This is a genomic window from Deltaproteobacteria bacterium IMCC39524 (assembly GCA_029667085.1).
In the GTDB taxonomy this organism is placed as follows: Bacteria; Desulfobacterota; Desulfuromonadia; order Desulfuromonadales; family BM103; genus M0040.
This window is the reverse complement of the sequence record JARUHJ010000001.1, coordinates 781,603-796,544: the sequence shown is the minus strand read 5'-3', so window position 1 is coordinate 796,544 and position 14,942 is coordinate 781,603. Positions and strand designations below refer to the sequence as shown.

Below are 14,942 nucleotides of genomic sequence, written 5' to 3'. Positions count from 1 at the left end.
TTACTATGGGGCTTTTTGTGAAAAGTTATATTGATAATAGATACGATTCTCTGTCAAGCGCCACTATGATAATATTTACTATTTTTTGTTCAATAGTAACTGGTGCGATTGTAGTTTATTCATCCTACATAAGTATTTTAATATTGTTTTTGATACCGATCGTTTATTGGAGTTATAAAGAACCGTTGAGGGCTGTAAGCTTAATGGTATTAATTGTCCCGTTTGCCGAAACGGAATTTTTACGGGAAAGGGTTGTAGATATTCCTGGGGCAAAGCCTTTAATTATAATTGCTGTCTATGCTTTGATAGTTTTTATTTTAAGTGAAAATAAAAAAGTTCCTATGCCAAAAAATAGTAGAGTTTTTGTATTAATATTTATTGGAATATTTACTCTTTCTATTTTTCGATCTCTACCAAACTTACATGAAATTCAGAAATTCTCAGTTTTAGAATTATCATTAAGTGGTTACCTGCTTTCACACTATTTAAAACCGCTTGTTTTTTTCATGCCATTTATTTTGGTTATAAAATGTATAAAGGGTCAGAAAGATATTGATTTACTAACTGATGCCATCTCTATTTCCTTGTCCTTGATTTCTTTATGCCTAATATATTTATTCTTTATGAAAAGTAATTTTTATACAGAATTCAGGGGAATTTCAACGATTTATGCTGAGTTTTTTGGGATGCATAGAAATCAAATTGCATCATATTTTATTGTCGGATTTCCCCTTTTGGTTTATAAATACCATATATCGAAAAGCTGGTTGAGTATTGTTTTGCTTCTGTTAAATATATTCGCTATCGCTATTCTTTTTTCAAGGACTGGTTATGCTGCCTTGTTTTTATTTATAGCAGCATACTTATTTATAATTAAGAATAATAAATTAATTTCTCTTGCGATAATAATTTTTGTTGTCAGTATGTTTTCCTTTAATTCCATAGTGAGTGATCGATTGTTAACTGGACTCGATAGTAATGGGATTAATGCTAATGAAGTTTCCTCTGGCAGGATTGATAATATTTGGAAGCCATTAGTTTTAGAATTTATAGATAGCCCTGAGAAGCTTATTTTTGGTGAAGGAAGGTATGCTATAGCTTCATCCGATGCAATGAAAAGAAATATAATCCTGAATGTTTTTAACGTTCATAATATGTATTTAGAACTAATTTTTGATATAGGTTTAATAGGTTTTTTTCTTATTGTGCCAAGGATTTTTTCATTTTTTTGGACACTCTTTAAGAATAAAACATCTTCTTTATTTAACCACCAAGCTGAGCTAAGGGGAATGTTACTTATATCTATAATGACCTTTCTTCTTGCGGGGATGTCAGGTTCTTGTTTTTTCCCAAGGCTTAGTAATTTTCTCTTTTGGATCGTGCTGGGGATGACTGTTTCCGTTGCAAATTTAACTACCTCTGTGTCGCTTAAAGAGGAATTATGAAGCCAAAAGTGTGCTTTTTTTCGTTTAACCTACTTACATCACTTCTCCGTGATAGTAATACTGAGGTCTTGGGGGGAGCTGAACTACAACAACTAATAATTGCAAAAGAGATGGTTGTGCGGGGCTATAAAATATCATTTATAACTTTATCACCAGACAGTAAATGCCAATGGGCATACCCGCAGTTCAATATAGTTCCGACATTTAGACAGAAAGATGGTTTTCCTGTTTTACGATTTATCTATCCTAGACTTTTTAAGGTTTGGCTTGCTCTTGTTAAGGTAAATGCAGATATATACTACATACGTGGTGCCGGATTTTATTTAGCTCCCTTAGTTGTATATGCAAAATTGTATAATAAAAAAGTAGTTTTTTGTGGAGCTAATGATACGAATTTCGATCCAAGTAAAATTAAACTTCCACACTATAGAGACAAGATTGCTTATTTTTGGGCATTAAAAAGGTGTGATTTTATTATTGCGCAGAATAATATTCAAAAAAAAACTGCATTAATGAGGTCAGGTGTCAACGTACGAATTATCCATAATGGTTATTTTCGTTCAAAATCACTCTCATCTTTTTCAGAAGGAGTATTGTGGGTTGCAAATTTTAGGAAATCTAAAAATCCAAAACTTTTTTTAAATCTCGCAAGAAGTCTACCTAATTGTCAATTTATCATGATAGGTGGTAGGCCGGAGCAGGAAGACTTTAATGTTATTGCCGAGGAGGCTAGGCAGATTCCAAATCTCAATTTCTATGGATATCTTCCAATTGGAAAAGTTGAACAATTTTTTCTTAGAGCAAAACTGTTTGTAAATACTTCTAGTTATGAAGGTTTTCCGAATAGCTTTCTGCAGGCGTGGCAAAAAGGTCTTCCTGTTGTTTCTTTTGTTGATCCTGATTCATTAATATCAAGAAATCGACTCGGTATTTCTGTTAAAAGTTTCGATGAAATGATTAACGCCGTTGACAGTATAGTTAATAATAAAATTGTCTTTTCACCACTTAGAATACAGGAGTTTTATAATAATAATTTAACTATTGATGGTCTAGTTGATGAATATGAAAAAGTATTTAAATCTGTATCGAATATTTCTTAAAAATAATAACCCTGCTGATCTGCCACAACTAGTAATCTTATTTATGTAAAATTAAAAGAAAGAATCAGGGTATATAAATTAATAGCTGAGATATTATTTTGAATAAATACATGCCTAATTATTTATCTCGAAATATATAAAAAGGTTATTGCGAAAGTAAAAATATTTAACGTCAAATCTGGCTTGTGCAAATCATTTCGATAATATAAGCAAAAATAATTTAAAGAAAGTTCGTTATAAAAATTATTTGGCATCAGTAGTTTTATATAAGTTGTTAATGGAGATTTGGTATGGTTAGGGATTGCGTTTCTAAGAGATTATATTATCCTTTTTATCGTAATAAATTTAAAAAAAGTAATGTTGATATATTGAAAATTAGTCAACAAAAAGAAAAATACTTGTACGGTATTGATAAATGCAGCCTTCTAGAATTGCAAAAAGTAAACTTATTAAAGCTTCTTGAGGTTCACCTAAAGAATGATGTTTACGGTGACATTATAAAGCGAGTCGGGATTCCTAAAAATACAAACTTTGATATCGAAAAATATATATCAAATTTCCCGATTTTGCAAAAAAGTGAAATTCAAGAAAAGTTTGATTCTCTTTTAAATACAAAAGCAAAGAGAGTCTACATGAACTCTAGTGGAGGGTCTACTGGGATTCCAGTTAACATTTGGCAAGATGAAAATTACTACATGCAGAGTAGGGCAACCAAGTTTGTTTCAGATCGGATGCAGGGATGGTACCAGGGGTGTAGGGAGGTTCGTTTATGGGGCGCCCCAAAAGATTTCAGCCTTATTAAGGGACCTCGGGCGCAATTTAGAATGTGGTTAAAGAACTTAACGTGGCTTGACTCATTTGATATGGGTGAAAATGAAATGACTGAAATGGTTGAAACGATTAATAAAATAAAACCCGAAGTTATAATTGCATACGCTTCATCTATTTATATTCTAGCTAAGTTTATTAAAGAAAATAATTTAAATATTAAAACTAGATTACGAGGAATTATCAGTTCAGCAGAAATTTTATTTCCACATATGCGAGATGAAATAGAAAGTGTTTTTAATGCTAACGTATTAAATAGATATGGGAGCCGAGAAGTTGGTTGTATTGCCACAGAGTGTCAAAAGAAGAATGGCCTGCATTTGCATATGTATGATCACATTGTTGAGGTTGTTGACGATCAGAATCGACAGGTTTTTGATGAAGAAGGTAGGATATTGGTTACATCTTTAAACAACTATGCCATGCCAATTATTCGGTATGAAATAGGAGATTTGGGTGTGTTTTCTGAGGGTCACTGTGAATGTGGGATTCAAGGTTATCTTCTTGATAAGATTGTTGGTAGATCCTCTGATTCAATTAAAACTGCTACAGGAAGAATTATACACGGTGAATATTTCACACATATTTTTTATGGAATGAAAGGAGTTAAATCATTTCAGTTTGTTCAAGAATCCCTGGAATATTTTAGTGTTAATCTCGTTTGTGGGCCAGAATTTGACAAGCACAACGAAAAAAAAATCATAAAAGAATGTTTGGAAGTCCTTGATAGTAGTTCTAGTATAATAATTAATTATTTAGATAAAATTGAAACGAACAGGGTTAGTGGTAAATATAGATATACCATATCTAAATTATGAAATGTGGTTTTCTTGTTTATGATAGAAGGCTTTTAATAATATAGTGATGACTAAAAGAACAAATTTTAAAATTATCAATGTTAATAAAAAATCAAGACGCTTATTCAATTATATTTTGGAGTTGAATAATGAATGTACTTATTTTACATCCTGACTTGAGGCGCCTTGGTGGCATTGAGTGTTATTACACTAAAATGTGGAAGCACTACTCTGTTCCTGTGCAACATTTTACCATTGGCAGGAGACCGGGAGAGAGAGGACATTTTTTAAAGATTTACCGACTTTTTAAGGATTATTTTTCATTTCTGAATACTTTAAGCAATTGTAACATTGACATTGTTCAGGTAAATCCATCTTTTGAATTTAAAAGTTTTGTCCGTGAGGGTCTTTTTGTCGTTTTAGCCAAATTTAAAAAAAAGAAAACTATAACTTTTTTTCGTGGGTGGGATAAGGGGTTTGAAGGAAAAATTAATAACCATTATTTATGGTTATTGAGGGCCTTGTACGGTAAGACAGACGCCTTTATTGTGCTATCTGATGGTTTTGTGCGTACCCTCAAGGGCTGGGGTTGTTCTCAGGCTATTTATAAAGAAAATACGGTTCTAGATGATAATTGTCTCGATATGTTTGACATCGATCATTCAATTGAAACCCGTATCAACTCAAAATGTTGGCGAATACTTTTTCTTTCTAGAATATTTAAACAAAAAGGGATATATGAAATCATCGAAGCTTTTAATATTTTAAAAGCTAAGTATCCTAGGCTTGAGCTTGTCATTGCAGGCGATGGTCCAGAATTGCAAAGTGCAAAAAAATATGTTTTTGAAAAATCTATCTCTGACATAACATTTACTGGAGATGTCCGTGATGAAGAAAAAAACACAATTCTGACGAAATGTCACATTTTCTGTTTCCCGACCTATCATAATGAAGGTTTACCTAATTCAATTGTCGAGGCCATGGCCTTTGGTTTGCCGATAGTGACAAGGCCCGTAGGTGGTATTCCTGACTTTTTTCTTGATGGGAAGCATGGGTTTTTAACCGCGAGTAAAAAACCAAAAAAAATTGCAGGTTTAATTGAGAAACTGCTACTTGATGAAGATCTATATAAAAAAATTTCAAATGCGAATCACTCATATGCCACGGAGAATTTCCTAGCTTCTCAAGCCGCCGGGCGCTTTGAACGATTATATAATACAATTTTATCCAAACACTCATCATAATTATTCAATAAACTTTTGTATTACAGTAATTAAAATATGGAGTGGATATGATTAAGAGTTGTTTTTCAGTAATATTATAAATTGTTGTAATTGGTTGGTTTAGTATGACTATATTTAGTTGAAATGGCATTTTTATTAGTATTGATTTGGAAAAATAACATCTTCAATTAGGTAGAATCTTGAAATTATATGGAAATATGTTTTCTAGTTATTCTGTCGTTAGGCGATTGATTGAAAGCAACTTTATCAGGAGTGTAGCCACTATGCTTACTGGAAATGTTGCTGCACAATTTATTGGTTTACTTGCTGCTCCTGTTATTACAAGACTTTATTCTCCAGAACAATTTGGAATAATGGTTTTTATCCAAGCTGTTGCAGGAGCCTTTTCCGTTATTGCGTGTTTTCGTTATCGTAGTGCGATTGTACTGCCTAAAGAGGATAGTGAGGGATACAATTTATTCATACTGTCAATGTTTACAGTTATTATTACGTCGTCACTTCTTATGCTTTTTATTCTGCTATTTATTGATCCAATTGCAAATATTACTGGCTTCCAAGGATACAAAAATTACTTACTATTTATCCCATTAGTAGTGGCTTGTTCAAGTGTTAAAGATGTTCTTGTTTACTTTCATACAAGACTGAAAAAATTTAGAATAATCGCTATTTCAACCTTTCTTGTTCCTTTTGTAACAGCATCCACCAAAATTATCGCAGCTCTTTTATTTACAGCATCAGCTTTCTGGCTTATTGTTGGAAATGCTTTAGGTTCTATTGCCGCTGCGATGTTTCTTGTTTATTTTATTGTTGGTCTTTTCCCAGAAATTAAAAATAATGTAAATCTAGCAAATATGAAAATTGTAGCAAGGAATTACCGCAGGTTTCCCCAATATAATATGCCAACAAATTTCGTTAATAACATTTCTCAATCGTTACCTGTTTTTTTACTGACCTTTTTTTATTCAAATGAAGTCGTGGGATTTTATGGGCTTGCAAGCCTAATTTTAAAAAGGCCTGTAAGTTTGATGTCACAATCTCTTGGTAAAGTTTTTTTACAAAAATCTTCTGAAATACAAAATCAGGGTGGAGACTTATATATCAGTCTTAAAAAAACCACTCTTGGACTCGTTGCAATAGGATTTTTGCCGTTTTTTCTTTTGACTTTGGGTGGGAAGTGGATATTTGGATATATTTTCGGAATAAATTGGGCAGAGGCGGGATTGTATGCTCAGGTCTTGGCTCCTTGGTTATTTATAGCGCTAATTAATCGGCCATCAAATCAAATTTATATAGTTAAGCAAAAGCTCAGATTTTTAATGTATTTTAATTATCTTCTTATTATTGTTAGGTTGTTCTCGCTTTATTTAGGTTATTTAATTTTTCATGATGCCCTATATACAGTCTTGTTATTCTCAATATCGGGTGTTGTTATGAATTTATATTTCATTTTTAATGCATTTGTTATCACTAGGAAAGGTAATTAAGGGATGACTGGAAAGTTAGTGTAACAATGTGCCATGGCTTGGAACTCCATGTCGTTATTTTGGTTTTTGACGATATCATTTAAACATAAATGGGTTCCAAGCCTTCTATTTATTGATCAAACTGTGAGACACAGTGCCCTCCACCTGATCTTTATATTGTGGGATGGTTTTAGCGATCAGATATAAATAATCGTCCCTAGAACATCATTACTAACTCTACATATTGCGAGGCAGGCCATGAAAATTCTCTTTATCACAGACGGTTTCAAGGCTGGCGGCCGGCAACGTCAATTGCTAGAATTTTTGAAGGGACTGAAAGCATATCCTGAGATTTCTTACAAGCTTGTCATGTTGTCAGATTGTAATGAATATCCAGAATTGGACGATCTTGCTATCGATATTTGTGTGCTTAAGCGCCATATCAAGAAGGACCCAACTATATTTTTTCGTCTTTTCAAGATATGCAGAGCCTATCGCCCAGACATAGTCCACAGTTGCGAATCAATGTGCACCTTTTACGCGATTCCCGTTGTGAAGTTGTTGGGCATCAAGCTAATCAACAATATTATCCGAAACGCTGGGTCAAGAGCGGGACCCTGGTTCAGGCGCTGGACCTTCCCACGTATTACGTTTCCGTTTTCCGATATTATTATCAGTAATTCCCAGGCTGGAATAAACTTCTTTAATCCTCCTCGGCATAAAACATATTGTGTGTACAACGGATTTGATTTTAAGCGTATGAAGAATCTTAAAGACCCTGCCATAATTCGGCAAGAGCTCGGAATTGAATCGCAATACGTAATTGGAATGGTTGCATCATTTACAGCTCTCAAGGATCAGAGTGCTCTGATCAAGGCTGCCCACCATATTCTTAGACAACGAAACAATGTGACATTCCTGTTCGTTGGGGATGGTGAAAAAAGGACCGCGTGTGAGTCCGAAGTAGACCCTGTCTTTGTTGACCGGATACTGTTTGCAGGCCGACGTGATGATGTCGAATCAATTGTCAGTGTTCTGACTGTTGGAGTTCTCTCAACGCCCAGGGAAGGCATCTCCAACTCGATCATGGAATATATGGCTGGAGGGAAGCCAGTTGTGGTGACACGTGGAGGTGGAACAGAGGAACTGGTGGTAGATGGTGAAACTGGATATGTTTTAGATCCTGGTGACATAGGCGGGATGGCGAAAAGTATTACCTCGTTGCTCGAAAATCAAACGGTGGCTCACCGAATGGGTGAGGCTGGTCGTTTGAGGCTGGAGAAGAATTTTGGGTTGGATGTCATGGTACAGCGGCAACTTGAGGTCCATCGAATATGTATGCAAGATCATGATTTCGACAAATCCGCTCCAAATTGAAGCCCTTTTCCCTATGGCAAGCTCCCTCACTTTTTCATATGGAGACCCTGATGAGTTCCCAGAACAATAAGTATATTGAAACCGCCAAGAAACTTTACAGCTACATTGAGGATAATCACTGGGATGGCCATGTATTAACGGGGCCTGATCCTGTCGGGAAGATCCATTGGCGCGTTACTCGTTTTGCAAGAAGCTATTTGTCTTGGCTACCATTTGATGATCGTTACCGATACCTTCAGGCACAAGCTTACTGGATTAGAAATAATATTGCATTAGCTGAATTGACAGGAAAAGAGTCGTGCATGGATATGATCAATCGCTGTGCAGACTATATTGTCGAAGATCAGCTTGATAGCGGGGCGTGGCTGCATCCACCCATTCGATTCAGAAAGGGCTTTATTTCAACTGTGGAAGGGTCGTGGGCTGGCCTAGGTCTCATCTCTGCCTTCAAAAAAACAGGTAAGCTTTCATATTTGGAGGCGGCGCAGAAGTGGTTCGACTACCAAATTAATCAATCGGGATTTCAGCACGTCGGCGCGGGTTTGGCGGCGAACTATTATTCGCATTCGACTGTGAAGGTTCCGAACGTCACGACCAAGGTGATTTGGTTGGCGGAAGAACTCTTCCAGGTTTCCGGCGATCCTAAGTATCTAGAATACAATGAAAAAATGATTCGTTTTATTGCCGACAGTCAGCTTGAAAGTGGCGAATTGCCCTACGAACTTGAGCGTATCCACTTTATGTGCTACCAATACAACGCATTTCAGTTTATGGACCTGGCAAATTATTATACATTTACCAGCGATTCTGTTGTCAGGTCGATCTTGGAAAAACTTGCCCGATTCCTTTCCTCAGGTGTGACCGAAAAGGGTCATTGTCGCTTTAACTGTTTTAAAATATTCCCAGAAGTCAACTACTGGACAACTGCTTTAGCAGCTGCCCTTCGCCAAGCCCATCAGTTGGGCCTAGGAGACTATTTGAAAAAAAGTGAGCGATGTTTTGAGCATGCTCTTACGCACCAGAGTGCAGATGGAGGGTTCAGTTTTTCAAGAAAATCCTATGGTGCTTTGACTGATCGCCGATCATATCCACGCTATCTTTCAATGATTTTGAATCACCTACTGTATCGGGCCTCCCTGGAAGGCCGTTGAAAAACAAGCAGGAAATTGTATTTTTCCCAATAATATAATTTCTCGATTTTTGACGAACTGTTTTTCGTTGATCCTGGGTAAGCTCACCGCTGCCTAATGAATTGTAAAACGCTTTCTTTCGAGGCCAATGTTTATGTTTCTCCGATTCACGATAACGTAAAATATTTTTCGCTTTTTTGAAAGACACGGCAGTGCCCCTCTTCTATGAACCTGGTTTTTTGGGGATGGGTGGCGCATATAGACGTTCATGATTGCTGGCTCTAAAAAAGGGAGCTTTACATGAAGATCAGTGCGATTTTAGATAAACAGAAACGAAACAAGTATTTTTCAATAGCAAGTAAAAAAGCAATTTATCTGTTGAGACAGCCTCGTGAAACTATACCTGTTTTCGTATTTGGAAGACAACGGTCCGGCACGACCATGCTCATGAATGCATTTCATCTTCATCGAGATATTGAGATCTTTGATGAAAACCGCAACAGTCGGGCATTTCGAAACCATCGAATTCGGAGTTTCGAAGTTGTTGAAGAGTTGGTGCAACAGAGTCGGTTTACGTTTGTATGTTTCAAGCCGATAGCCGACAGTCATCTGGCTACGGAGTTCATTGCCCGGTTCCCCCAGGGATGTTTTATATGGATATACAGGGATTATCGGGATGTTGCAAACTCCGCCCTTAAAAAGTTTCCCCATGCGACCCGCGCCATTAGGATCGTCTGCACTGGCCAGACAGGGGGGGGATGGTTTCAGGAGGGCGTATCAACAGAGTCCGCCGAAATCGTGAGAGAGATCTACTCCCCCCACCTGTCTGAATTTGATCTTTTGTGCCTGGCCTGGTGGGTGCGTAACAGGATATTCATCGAACAGAAATTATACTCTGTTCCCAATCTCATTCTCACCAAATATGAGGATATCGCAACCAAACCCAATGAGTTCTTCAACCATCTGTTTGAATTTTCCGGTCTGAGGCCCGATTCAAGCATTTATCGATTTATTCACCCAGACTCCATTTCAAAAAACGTTTATCCAGAGATTACACCCGCCGTCAGAACCCTGTGCGAGGGCCTTATGACGGAACTCAACCGCTTTGCCTGAAACAGTTTGGAAATTGAGGAAACAGTGAAAAGTTTCGGCTTCTGGCCCCGGATTAGCCCTCTAGTGCTTCTCCAGGGAGAGCCGCTAACTTTTGCTGGAGGGACTGGCAGTTGGCAGCAAGGACTTTTTTGCCAGAGAGAGCCGATGGACTCCGACCTTTTTCCCGGTTTCAGACTGAGACAATATGTTTACATTACTGATAAAAAAGATAACGTAAAATATTTTTCGCTTTTTTGAAAGACACGGCAGTGCTTCAAGAGGTTAAATTGCGTAAACCCTAACCGCATGGAGAACACTGCCGTGGACAAGGATTGTGAGTCCCTGACGTACTACGATTTTCCACGCAGCCATCACAGCCGGATTCGAACCAATAACGCTTTGGAGCGGATTGTGAAGGAAATCCGCCGTCGCACCAAAGTGGTTGGCGCTTTCCCTGGCGGGCATTCCGTCTTGGTGCTGTGCGCGGCCAGGCTGCGTCACATTGCTTGAACCAAATGGAGCCAGAAACGCTATCTGAATACGGATCTGCTCAAAGAGCGGGATTTAGAACAAATGCTGGAGGCGGACGCAGGTTAAACCGATTGGGGCGCGGACAAAAAAAGCGAAAGATTTTTTACTCTACCCGGTTCACCCAGAGGCCCCTTGCTTCTGCCAAGTAGGACTGCAGCGGCAAGGGGCCTCTGAAAGGACTATTCAGGATCTGACCATCATTGATTTAGACTGGTGATTTTGAGGTTTCTGGGTGGTGACGGCCTGTCACCTCCAAGCGTAGCATAAAAGCTATTTATATATTCCTCAATATTGGTGTAGCCATCCCCATCATCGTCACCATTTACATCTGATGCGCTTGATGGATTTAGTCCTCTAGCAATCTCCCAACTATCCGGCATTCCATCATTATCGGTGTCCTTTGGGTTCGTTCCTGCATCTAAGGTAGGATAGCCACCAACCTGATTTGGATTATCAATGTCCCATGTCCCAGTTTTGTTAATAACATCATTGATAATTCTGATATCGACATCATCCTGTGCAGGGGCAGTCACACCAACATCTGCAAGAATATTATCATAGACATCTTTAACGTTATTAATGGTTACGTTCGATAAAGGGAATGTCGGGGAACTTGCTTGTGCGGAACTCTCACTCGCCCTAGCAATATCCCACTCATCACCTGTGTTAGTCGGTCTACCAGGGCCTATATTGTTAAGAACATAAATGGTATTAGGGCCAGCTTCATTAACACGTACAGGCTCACCACCTCCTGTTGCCGGAGACTTTATATAGTGGTTGCCAATAATATTCATAGCTGCACCGGCTCTGGTTGCCCAATAGTTCCACCCATAAATGAGGTTATTGATCATCTCAACTTCTGTATATACGCTTGTCCTAATACTTCTATCGGCATTGTGCGCCATAAGATTGTGGTGAAAGGAGATGTTGCTAGGTAAGCCACCGGGTGCATCCTCGCTACCGAATAATGCACCTTTCCCTTGGGGGGTTTGCTCAGTTCCACCTAGACCTTCGCTTATTATGTTTCTTTGGAGGGTAATATCATGAGCATCATACCAAACACCGAAGTTTTCATCCGGTGACCAACTCAAGGAACAATGATCGATAATAACGTTATAAACTTCTACAGCACCTGGAATATTACGAGGCAATACATGTAATACGTCACTCGCCCCAAGCCCAGCACGAATCCTAACACCCCTTAAGATAACATCGTGTGTCTTAATGGCTATGGATTCGCCTCTGAATGTTATGCCATCACCAGGTGCTGTTTGCCCTGCTATGGTTATATAAGGTTCGTCAATTACAATTTCATCCCCTCGTGTTATATCTATATAGCCAGCAACATCAAAAACAATGATTCGAGGACCAGAAGCTTCAACTGCTGCGCGGAAACTCCCTGGCCCGCTATTATTGAGATTAGTAACATGGATAACCCTACCGCCCCGTCCACCTATAGTGGTTGATCCAAATCCTTCTGCGCCAGGGAATGCTGGAAGGGCATATGCAAGTCCCGACATTGATGTGACTACACTCAATGCGAGTGCGAAAGTGATTAAGTAGCGTTTCATGGATAAGGTTGAAAATAAGGTTCTTTTCATTTTTGTTGTTATTGTTTTTATAATCATTACTAGTCTCCTTGAGATTTAACTCGGACTTTTTTTATTTTTAGGGTTGGGGAGGGGCAAAAAGCAACCCCTACCCCTAGTTTTTCTTTTCTTGTTTACTTTACTACAGTAATGGTATGCGTATCCACATTCCCGGCCTGATCGTAAGCTTTCGCTGAGATGGTGTGGTTTCCTTTAGATATTGTTTTAAGGTCCAGCGGCATTTGCGCAATATTCCCCGGTTCTTCCAGTGCAAGTGTTCCGTCGATGTAAATTTCAATCTTCATAACAATTACATCGTCAGTCGCCTCGACTTGAATCGTGCACCAGCGTCCCTTGAGTTGGGTGCCGTCGGCAGGGTTGATGCTGGTAATCGTTGGAGCAACTGTGTCTACCGCTGCATCATCGGCCATGCCGTTGCAGTTCTCGTCGATGCCATTGCCGGGGATTTCAGTCGCATCCGGGTTGATGCTGGCATCCTGATCGTTGCACTCTTGTGCAAGGCTGTAGCCATCCATGTCCAGGTCGTCATCGTCGGTCATGCCGTTACAGTTCTCGTCAACACCATTATAAGTGACTTCCTGAGCGCCGGGGTTGATCTCTGGATTATTATCGTTGCAGTCGCTATTGACGTCGTAACCGTCTTTGTCGGCATCCAACACAGTGACATCACCGACTTTGACCATGTAGAAATAGTCGAGCTTGGTGTTCGTCTCGCGGCCGTTGAAGCTGATTGTATGAGCGCCTGCGGCAAGTTCCATCGTGGTCACTTCGCCTTCGCTCCAGACATTATATGCGCCGGGGACTTTCCATCGAACATCGCCCGCACCATCAACATTGATAAAGAACGAGTCCGAAGTTCCGTCGAGGGCCATGGTCCTGGCGACGAACTTGTACTGACCGGCCGTGGGAACATTGAAGTTGTAAACCGCGGAGCCCGCGCTAAAGGTGGTTGTCTGGATATAACGTCCGCCTGCCGCTGCACTGTCGGCAACAATTTGCATCGGTGCCGTCAGGGAGCCGCTTTCCGCTTCTATGGCACCTGCAGGGGCGTTGGTGACAACATCATCGTCCATACCGTTGCAGTTTTCATCAATGCCATTGCCGGGGATTTCAGTCGCACCCGGGTTGATGCTGGCATCCTGGTCGTTGCACTCTTGTGCAAAGCTGTAGCCATCCAGGTCCAGGTCGTCATCGTCGGCCATGCCGTTGCAGTTCTCGTCAACACCATTGTAGGTGATTTCCTGAGCGCCGGGGTTGATTGCTGGATTATTGTCGTTGCAGTCGCCGTTAACATCGTAACCGTCTTGATCGGCATCGGTCGTGGGAGTTACATCACCGACTTTGACCACGTAGAAATAGTCGAGCTTGGTATTCGTCTCGCGGCCGTTGAAGCTGATTGTATGAGCGCCTGCGGCAAGTTCCATCGTGGTCACTTCGCCTTCGCTCCAGACATTATATGCGCCGGGGACTTTCCATCGAACATCGCCCGCACCATCAACATTGATAAAGAACGAGTCCGAAGTTCCGTCGAGGGCCATGGTCCTGGCGACGAACTTGTACTGACCGGCCGTGGGAACATTGAAGTTGTAAACCGCGGAGCCCGCGCTAAAGGTGGTTGTCTGGATATAACGTCCGCCTGCCGCTGCACTGTCGGCAACAATTTGCATCGGTGCCGTCAGGGAGCCGCTTTCCGCTTCTATGGCACCTGCAGGGGCGGTGGTAACAACATCATCTGCCATGCCGTTGCAGTTCTCGTCGATGCCATTGCCGGGGATTTCAGACGCACCCGGGTTGATCGCAGCATTGTAGTCGTCGCAGTCAACGGAATAAACATAGCCGTCCCCATCGGAATCTTCATTTGACCGAGCTGGGGCGTTGACTTCGTTTGCGTATGCGCTCTCTTCTCCGTTAAAGTTAAAAGCGGTTACAGTGAAATAATGTGTCTTGGTGTCGTCAAGACCCACAAAGGTTGCGCTGGTTCCGTTGCCCATTTCGACTGGCGAGGGGCCTTCCATTGCTTCAGCCCCAGTGTAGGTTCCTGGATTTGTTCCGTAGTAAACTTTATACCCGGCTACATCTGACTCCTGATTTGCGTCCCAGGCCAGTGTGACATCTTTTGCAAATGAAATATTTGCAACACTCATAAGGAGTAGGGTGAGGCCAATGATCATTGTCGATAGCTTCTGTTTTGTGTTGTTACATGCCAAGTTCTTCATTCTTTGTTCTCCATTTGAAGCTTGAAATTTGCCTGATTCGGTAAGCATCTGGATGTCTATGTGGTTACAACCGGTTTTTGGTTATGTCCTAAACGCAAAAAAACGCTCA

Annotated in this window: 10 protein-coding genes and 1 pseudogene; 9 read left to right on the top strand and 2 right to left on the bottom strand. The window is 40.0% G+C overall.

Going from position 1 to position 14,942, the window contains the following annotated elements; all coding sequences use genetic code 11:
• The first annotated feature begins 17 nt into the window (after positions 1-17).
• From P9J64_03720 to P9J64_03680, 9 genes and pseudogenes are all read left to right on the top strand, one after another.
• A complete protein-coding gene (locus P9J64_03720) occupies positions 18-1,445 on the top strand; it encodes an O-antigen ligase family protein (protein ID MDG5467423.1) in 1,428 nt (475 codons plus the stop codon).
• Positions 1,442-2,545, top strand: coding sequence for a glycosyltransferase family 4 protein (locus P9J64_03715; GenBank protein ID MDG5467422.1), 1,104 nt, complete (start codon positions 1,442-1,444; stop codon positions 2,543-2,545). The genes P9J64_03720 and P9J64_03715 overlap by 4 nt, the downstream gene beginning before the upstream one ends.
• A gap of 290 nt (positions 2,546-2,835) precedes the next feature.
• Entirely contained in the window at positions 2,836-4,191 is a 1,356-nt protein-coding gene (locus tag P9J64_03710; GenBank protein ID MDG5467421.1) for a hypothetical protein, read from the top strand.
• Positions 4,192-4,319: 128 nt separating this feature from the next.
• Entirely contained in the window at positions 4,320-5,414 is a 1,095-nt protein-coding gene (locus P9J64_03705; protein ID MDG5467420.1) for a glycosyltransferase, read from the top strand.
• 197 nt (positions 5,415-5,611) lie between these two features.
• Positions 5,612-6,898: an oligosaccharide flippase family protein gene (locus P9J64_03700; protein ID MDG5467419.1), complete on the top strand. Its 1,287-nt coding sequence runs from the start codon at positions 5,612-5,614 to the stop codon at positions 6,896-6,898.
• A gap of 237 nt (positions 6,899-7,135) precedes the next feature.
• Positions 7,136-8,254: a glycosyltransferase gene (locus P9J64_03695; GenBank protein ID MDG5467418.1), complete on the top strand. Its 1,119-nt coding sequence runs from the start codon at positions 7,136-7,138 to the stop codon at positions 8,252-8,254.
• 50 nt (positions 8,255-8,304) lie between these two features.
• A complete protein-coding gene (locus P9J64_03690; GenBank protein MDG5467417.1) occupies positions 8,305-9,405 on the top strand; it encodes a hypothetical protein in 1,101 nt (366 codons plus the stop codon).
• 279 nt (positions 9,406-9,684) lie between these two features.
• Positions 9,685-10,497: a sulfotransferase domain-containing protein gene (locus tag P9J64_03685; protein MDG5467416.1), complete on the top strand. Its 813-nt coding sequence runs from the start codon at positions 9,685-9,687 to the stop codon at positions 10,495-10,497.
• A gap of 315 nt (positions 10,498-10,812) precedes the next feature.
• Positions 10,813-10,986 (top strand): annotated as a pseudogene (locus tag P9J64_03680) (transposase).
• 218 nt (positions 10,987-11,204) lie between these two features.
• Here the strand turns inward: P9J64_03680 and P9J64_03675 are convergent.
• Together P9J64_03675 and P9J64_03670 are read right to left on the bottom strand one after the other, a co-directional pair.
• Complete coding sequence (locus P9J64_03675) at positions 11,205-12,635, bottom strand: hypothetical protein (GenBank protein ID MDG5467415.1); 1,431 nt, start codon at positions 12,633-12,635, stop codon at positions 11,205-11,207.
• Positions 12,636-12,730: 95 nt separating this feature from the next.
• The gene (locus P9J64_03670) at positions 12,731-14,833 is read right to left on the bottom strand and encodes a MopE-related protein (protein MDG5467414.1); all 2,103 of its coding nucleotides are present in this window, start codon (positions 14,831-14,833) and stop codon (positions 12,731-12,733) included.
• Between the last annotated feature and the right edge of the window lie 109 nt (positions 14,834-14,942).

Bases quoted from the DNA above. Each gene is read 5' to 3' on its own strand.
- P9J64_03705 (MDG5467420.1), top strand. From the start codon at position 4,320: ATGAATGTACTTATTTTACATCCTGACTTGAGGCGCCTTGGTGGCATT.
- P9J64_03685 (MDG5467416.1), top strand. From the start codon at position 9,685: ATGAAGATCAGTGCGATTTTAGATAAACAGAAACGAAACAAGTATTTT.
- P9J64_03670 (MDG5467414.1), bottom strand. From the start codon at position 14,833: ATGAAGAACTTGGCATGTAACAACACAAAACAGAAGCTATCGACAATG.
- P9J64_03690 (MDG5467417.1), top strand. From the start codon at position 8,305: ATGAGTTCCCAGAACAATAAGTATATTGAAACCGCCAAGAAACTTTAC.
- P9J64_03675 (MDG5467415.1), bottom strand. From the start codon at position 12,635: ATGATTATAAAAACAATAACAACAAAAATGAAAAGAACCTTATTTTCA.
- P9J64_03695 (MDG5467418.1), top strand. From the start codon at position 7,136: ATGAAAATTCTCTTTATCACAGACGGTTTCAAGGCTGGCGGCCGGCAA.
- P9J64_03715 (MDG5467422.1), top strand. From the start codon at position 1,442: ATGAAGCCAAAAGTGTGCTTTTTTTCGTTTAACCTACTTACATCACTT.
- P9J64_03710 (MDG5467421.1), top strand. From the start codon at position 2,836: ATGGTTAGGGATTGCGTTTCTAAGAGATTATATTATCCTTTTTATCGT.
- P9J64_03700 (MDG5467419.1), top strand. From the start codon at position 5,612: ATGTTTTCTAGTTATTCTGTCGTTAGGCGATTGATTGAAAGCAACTTT.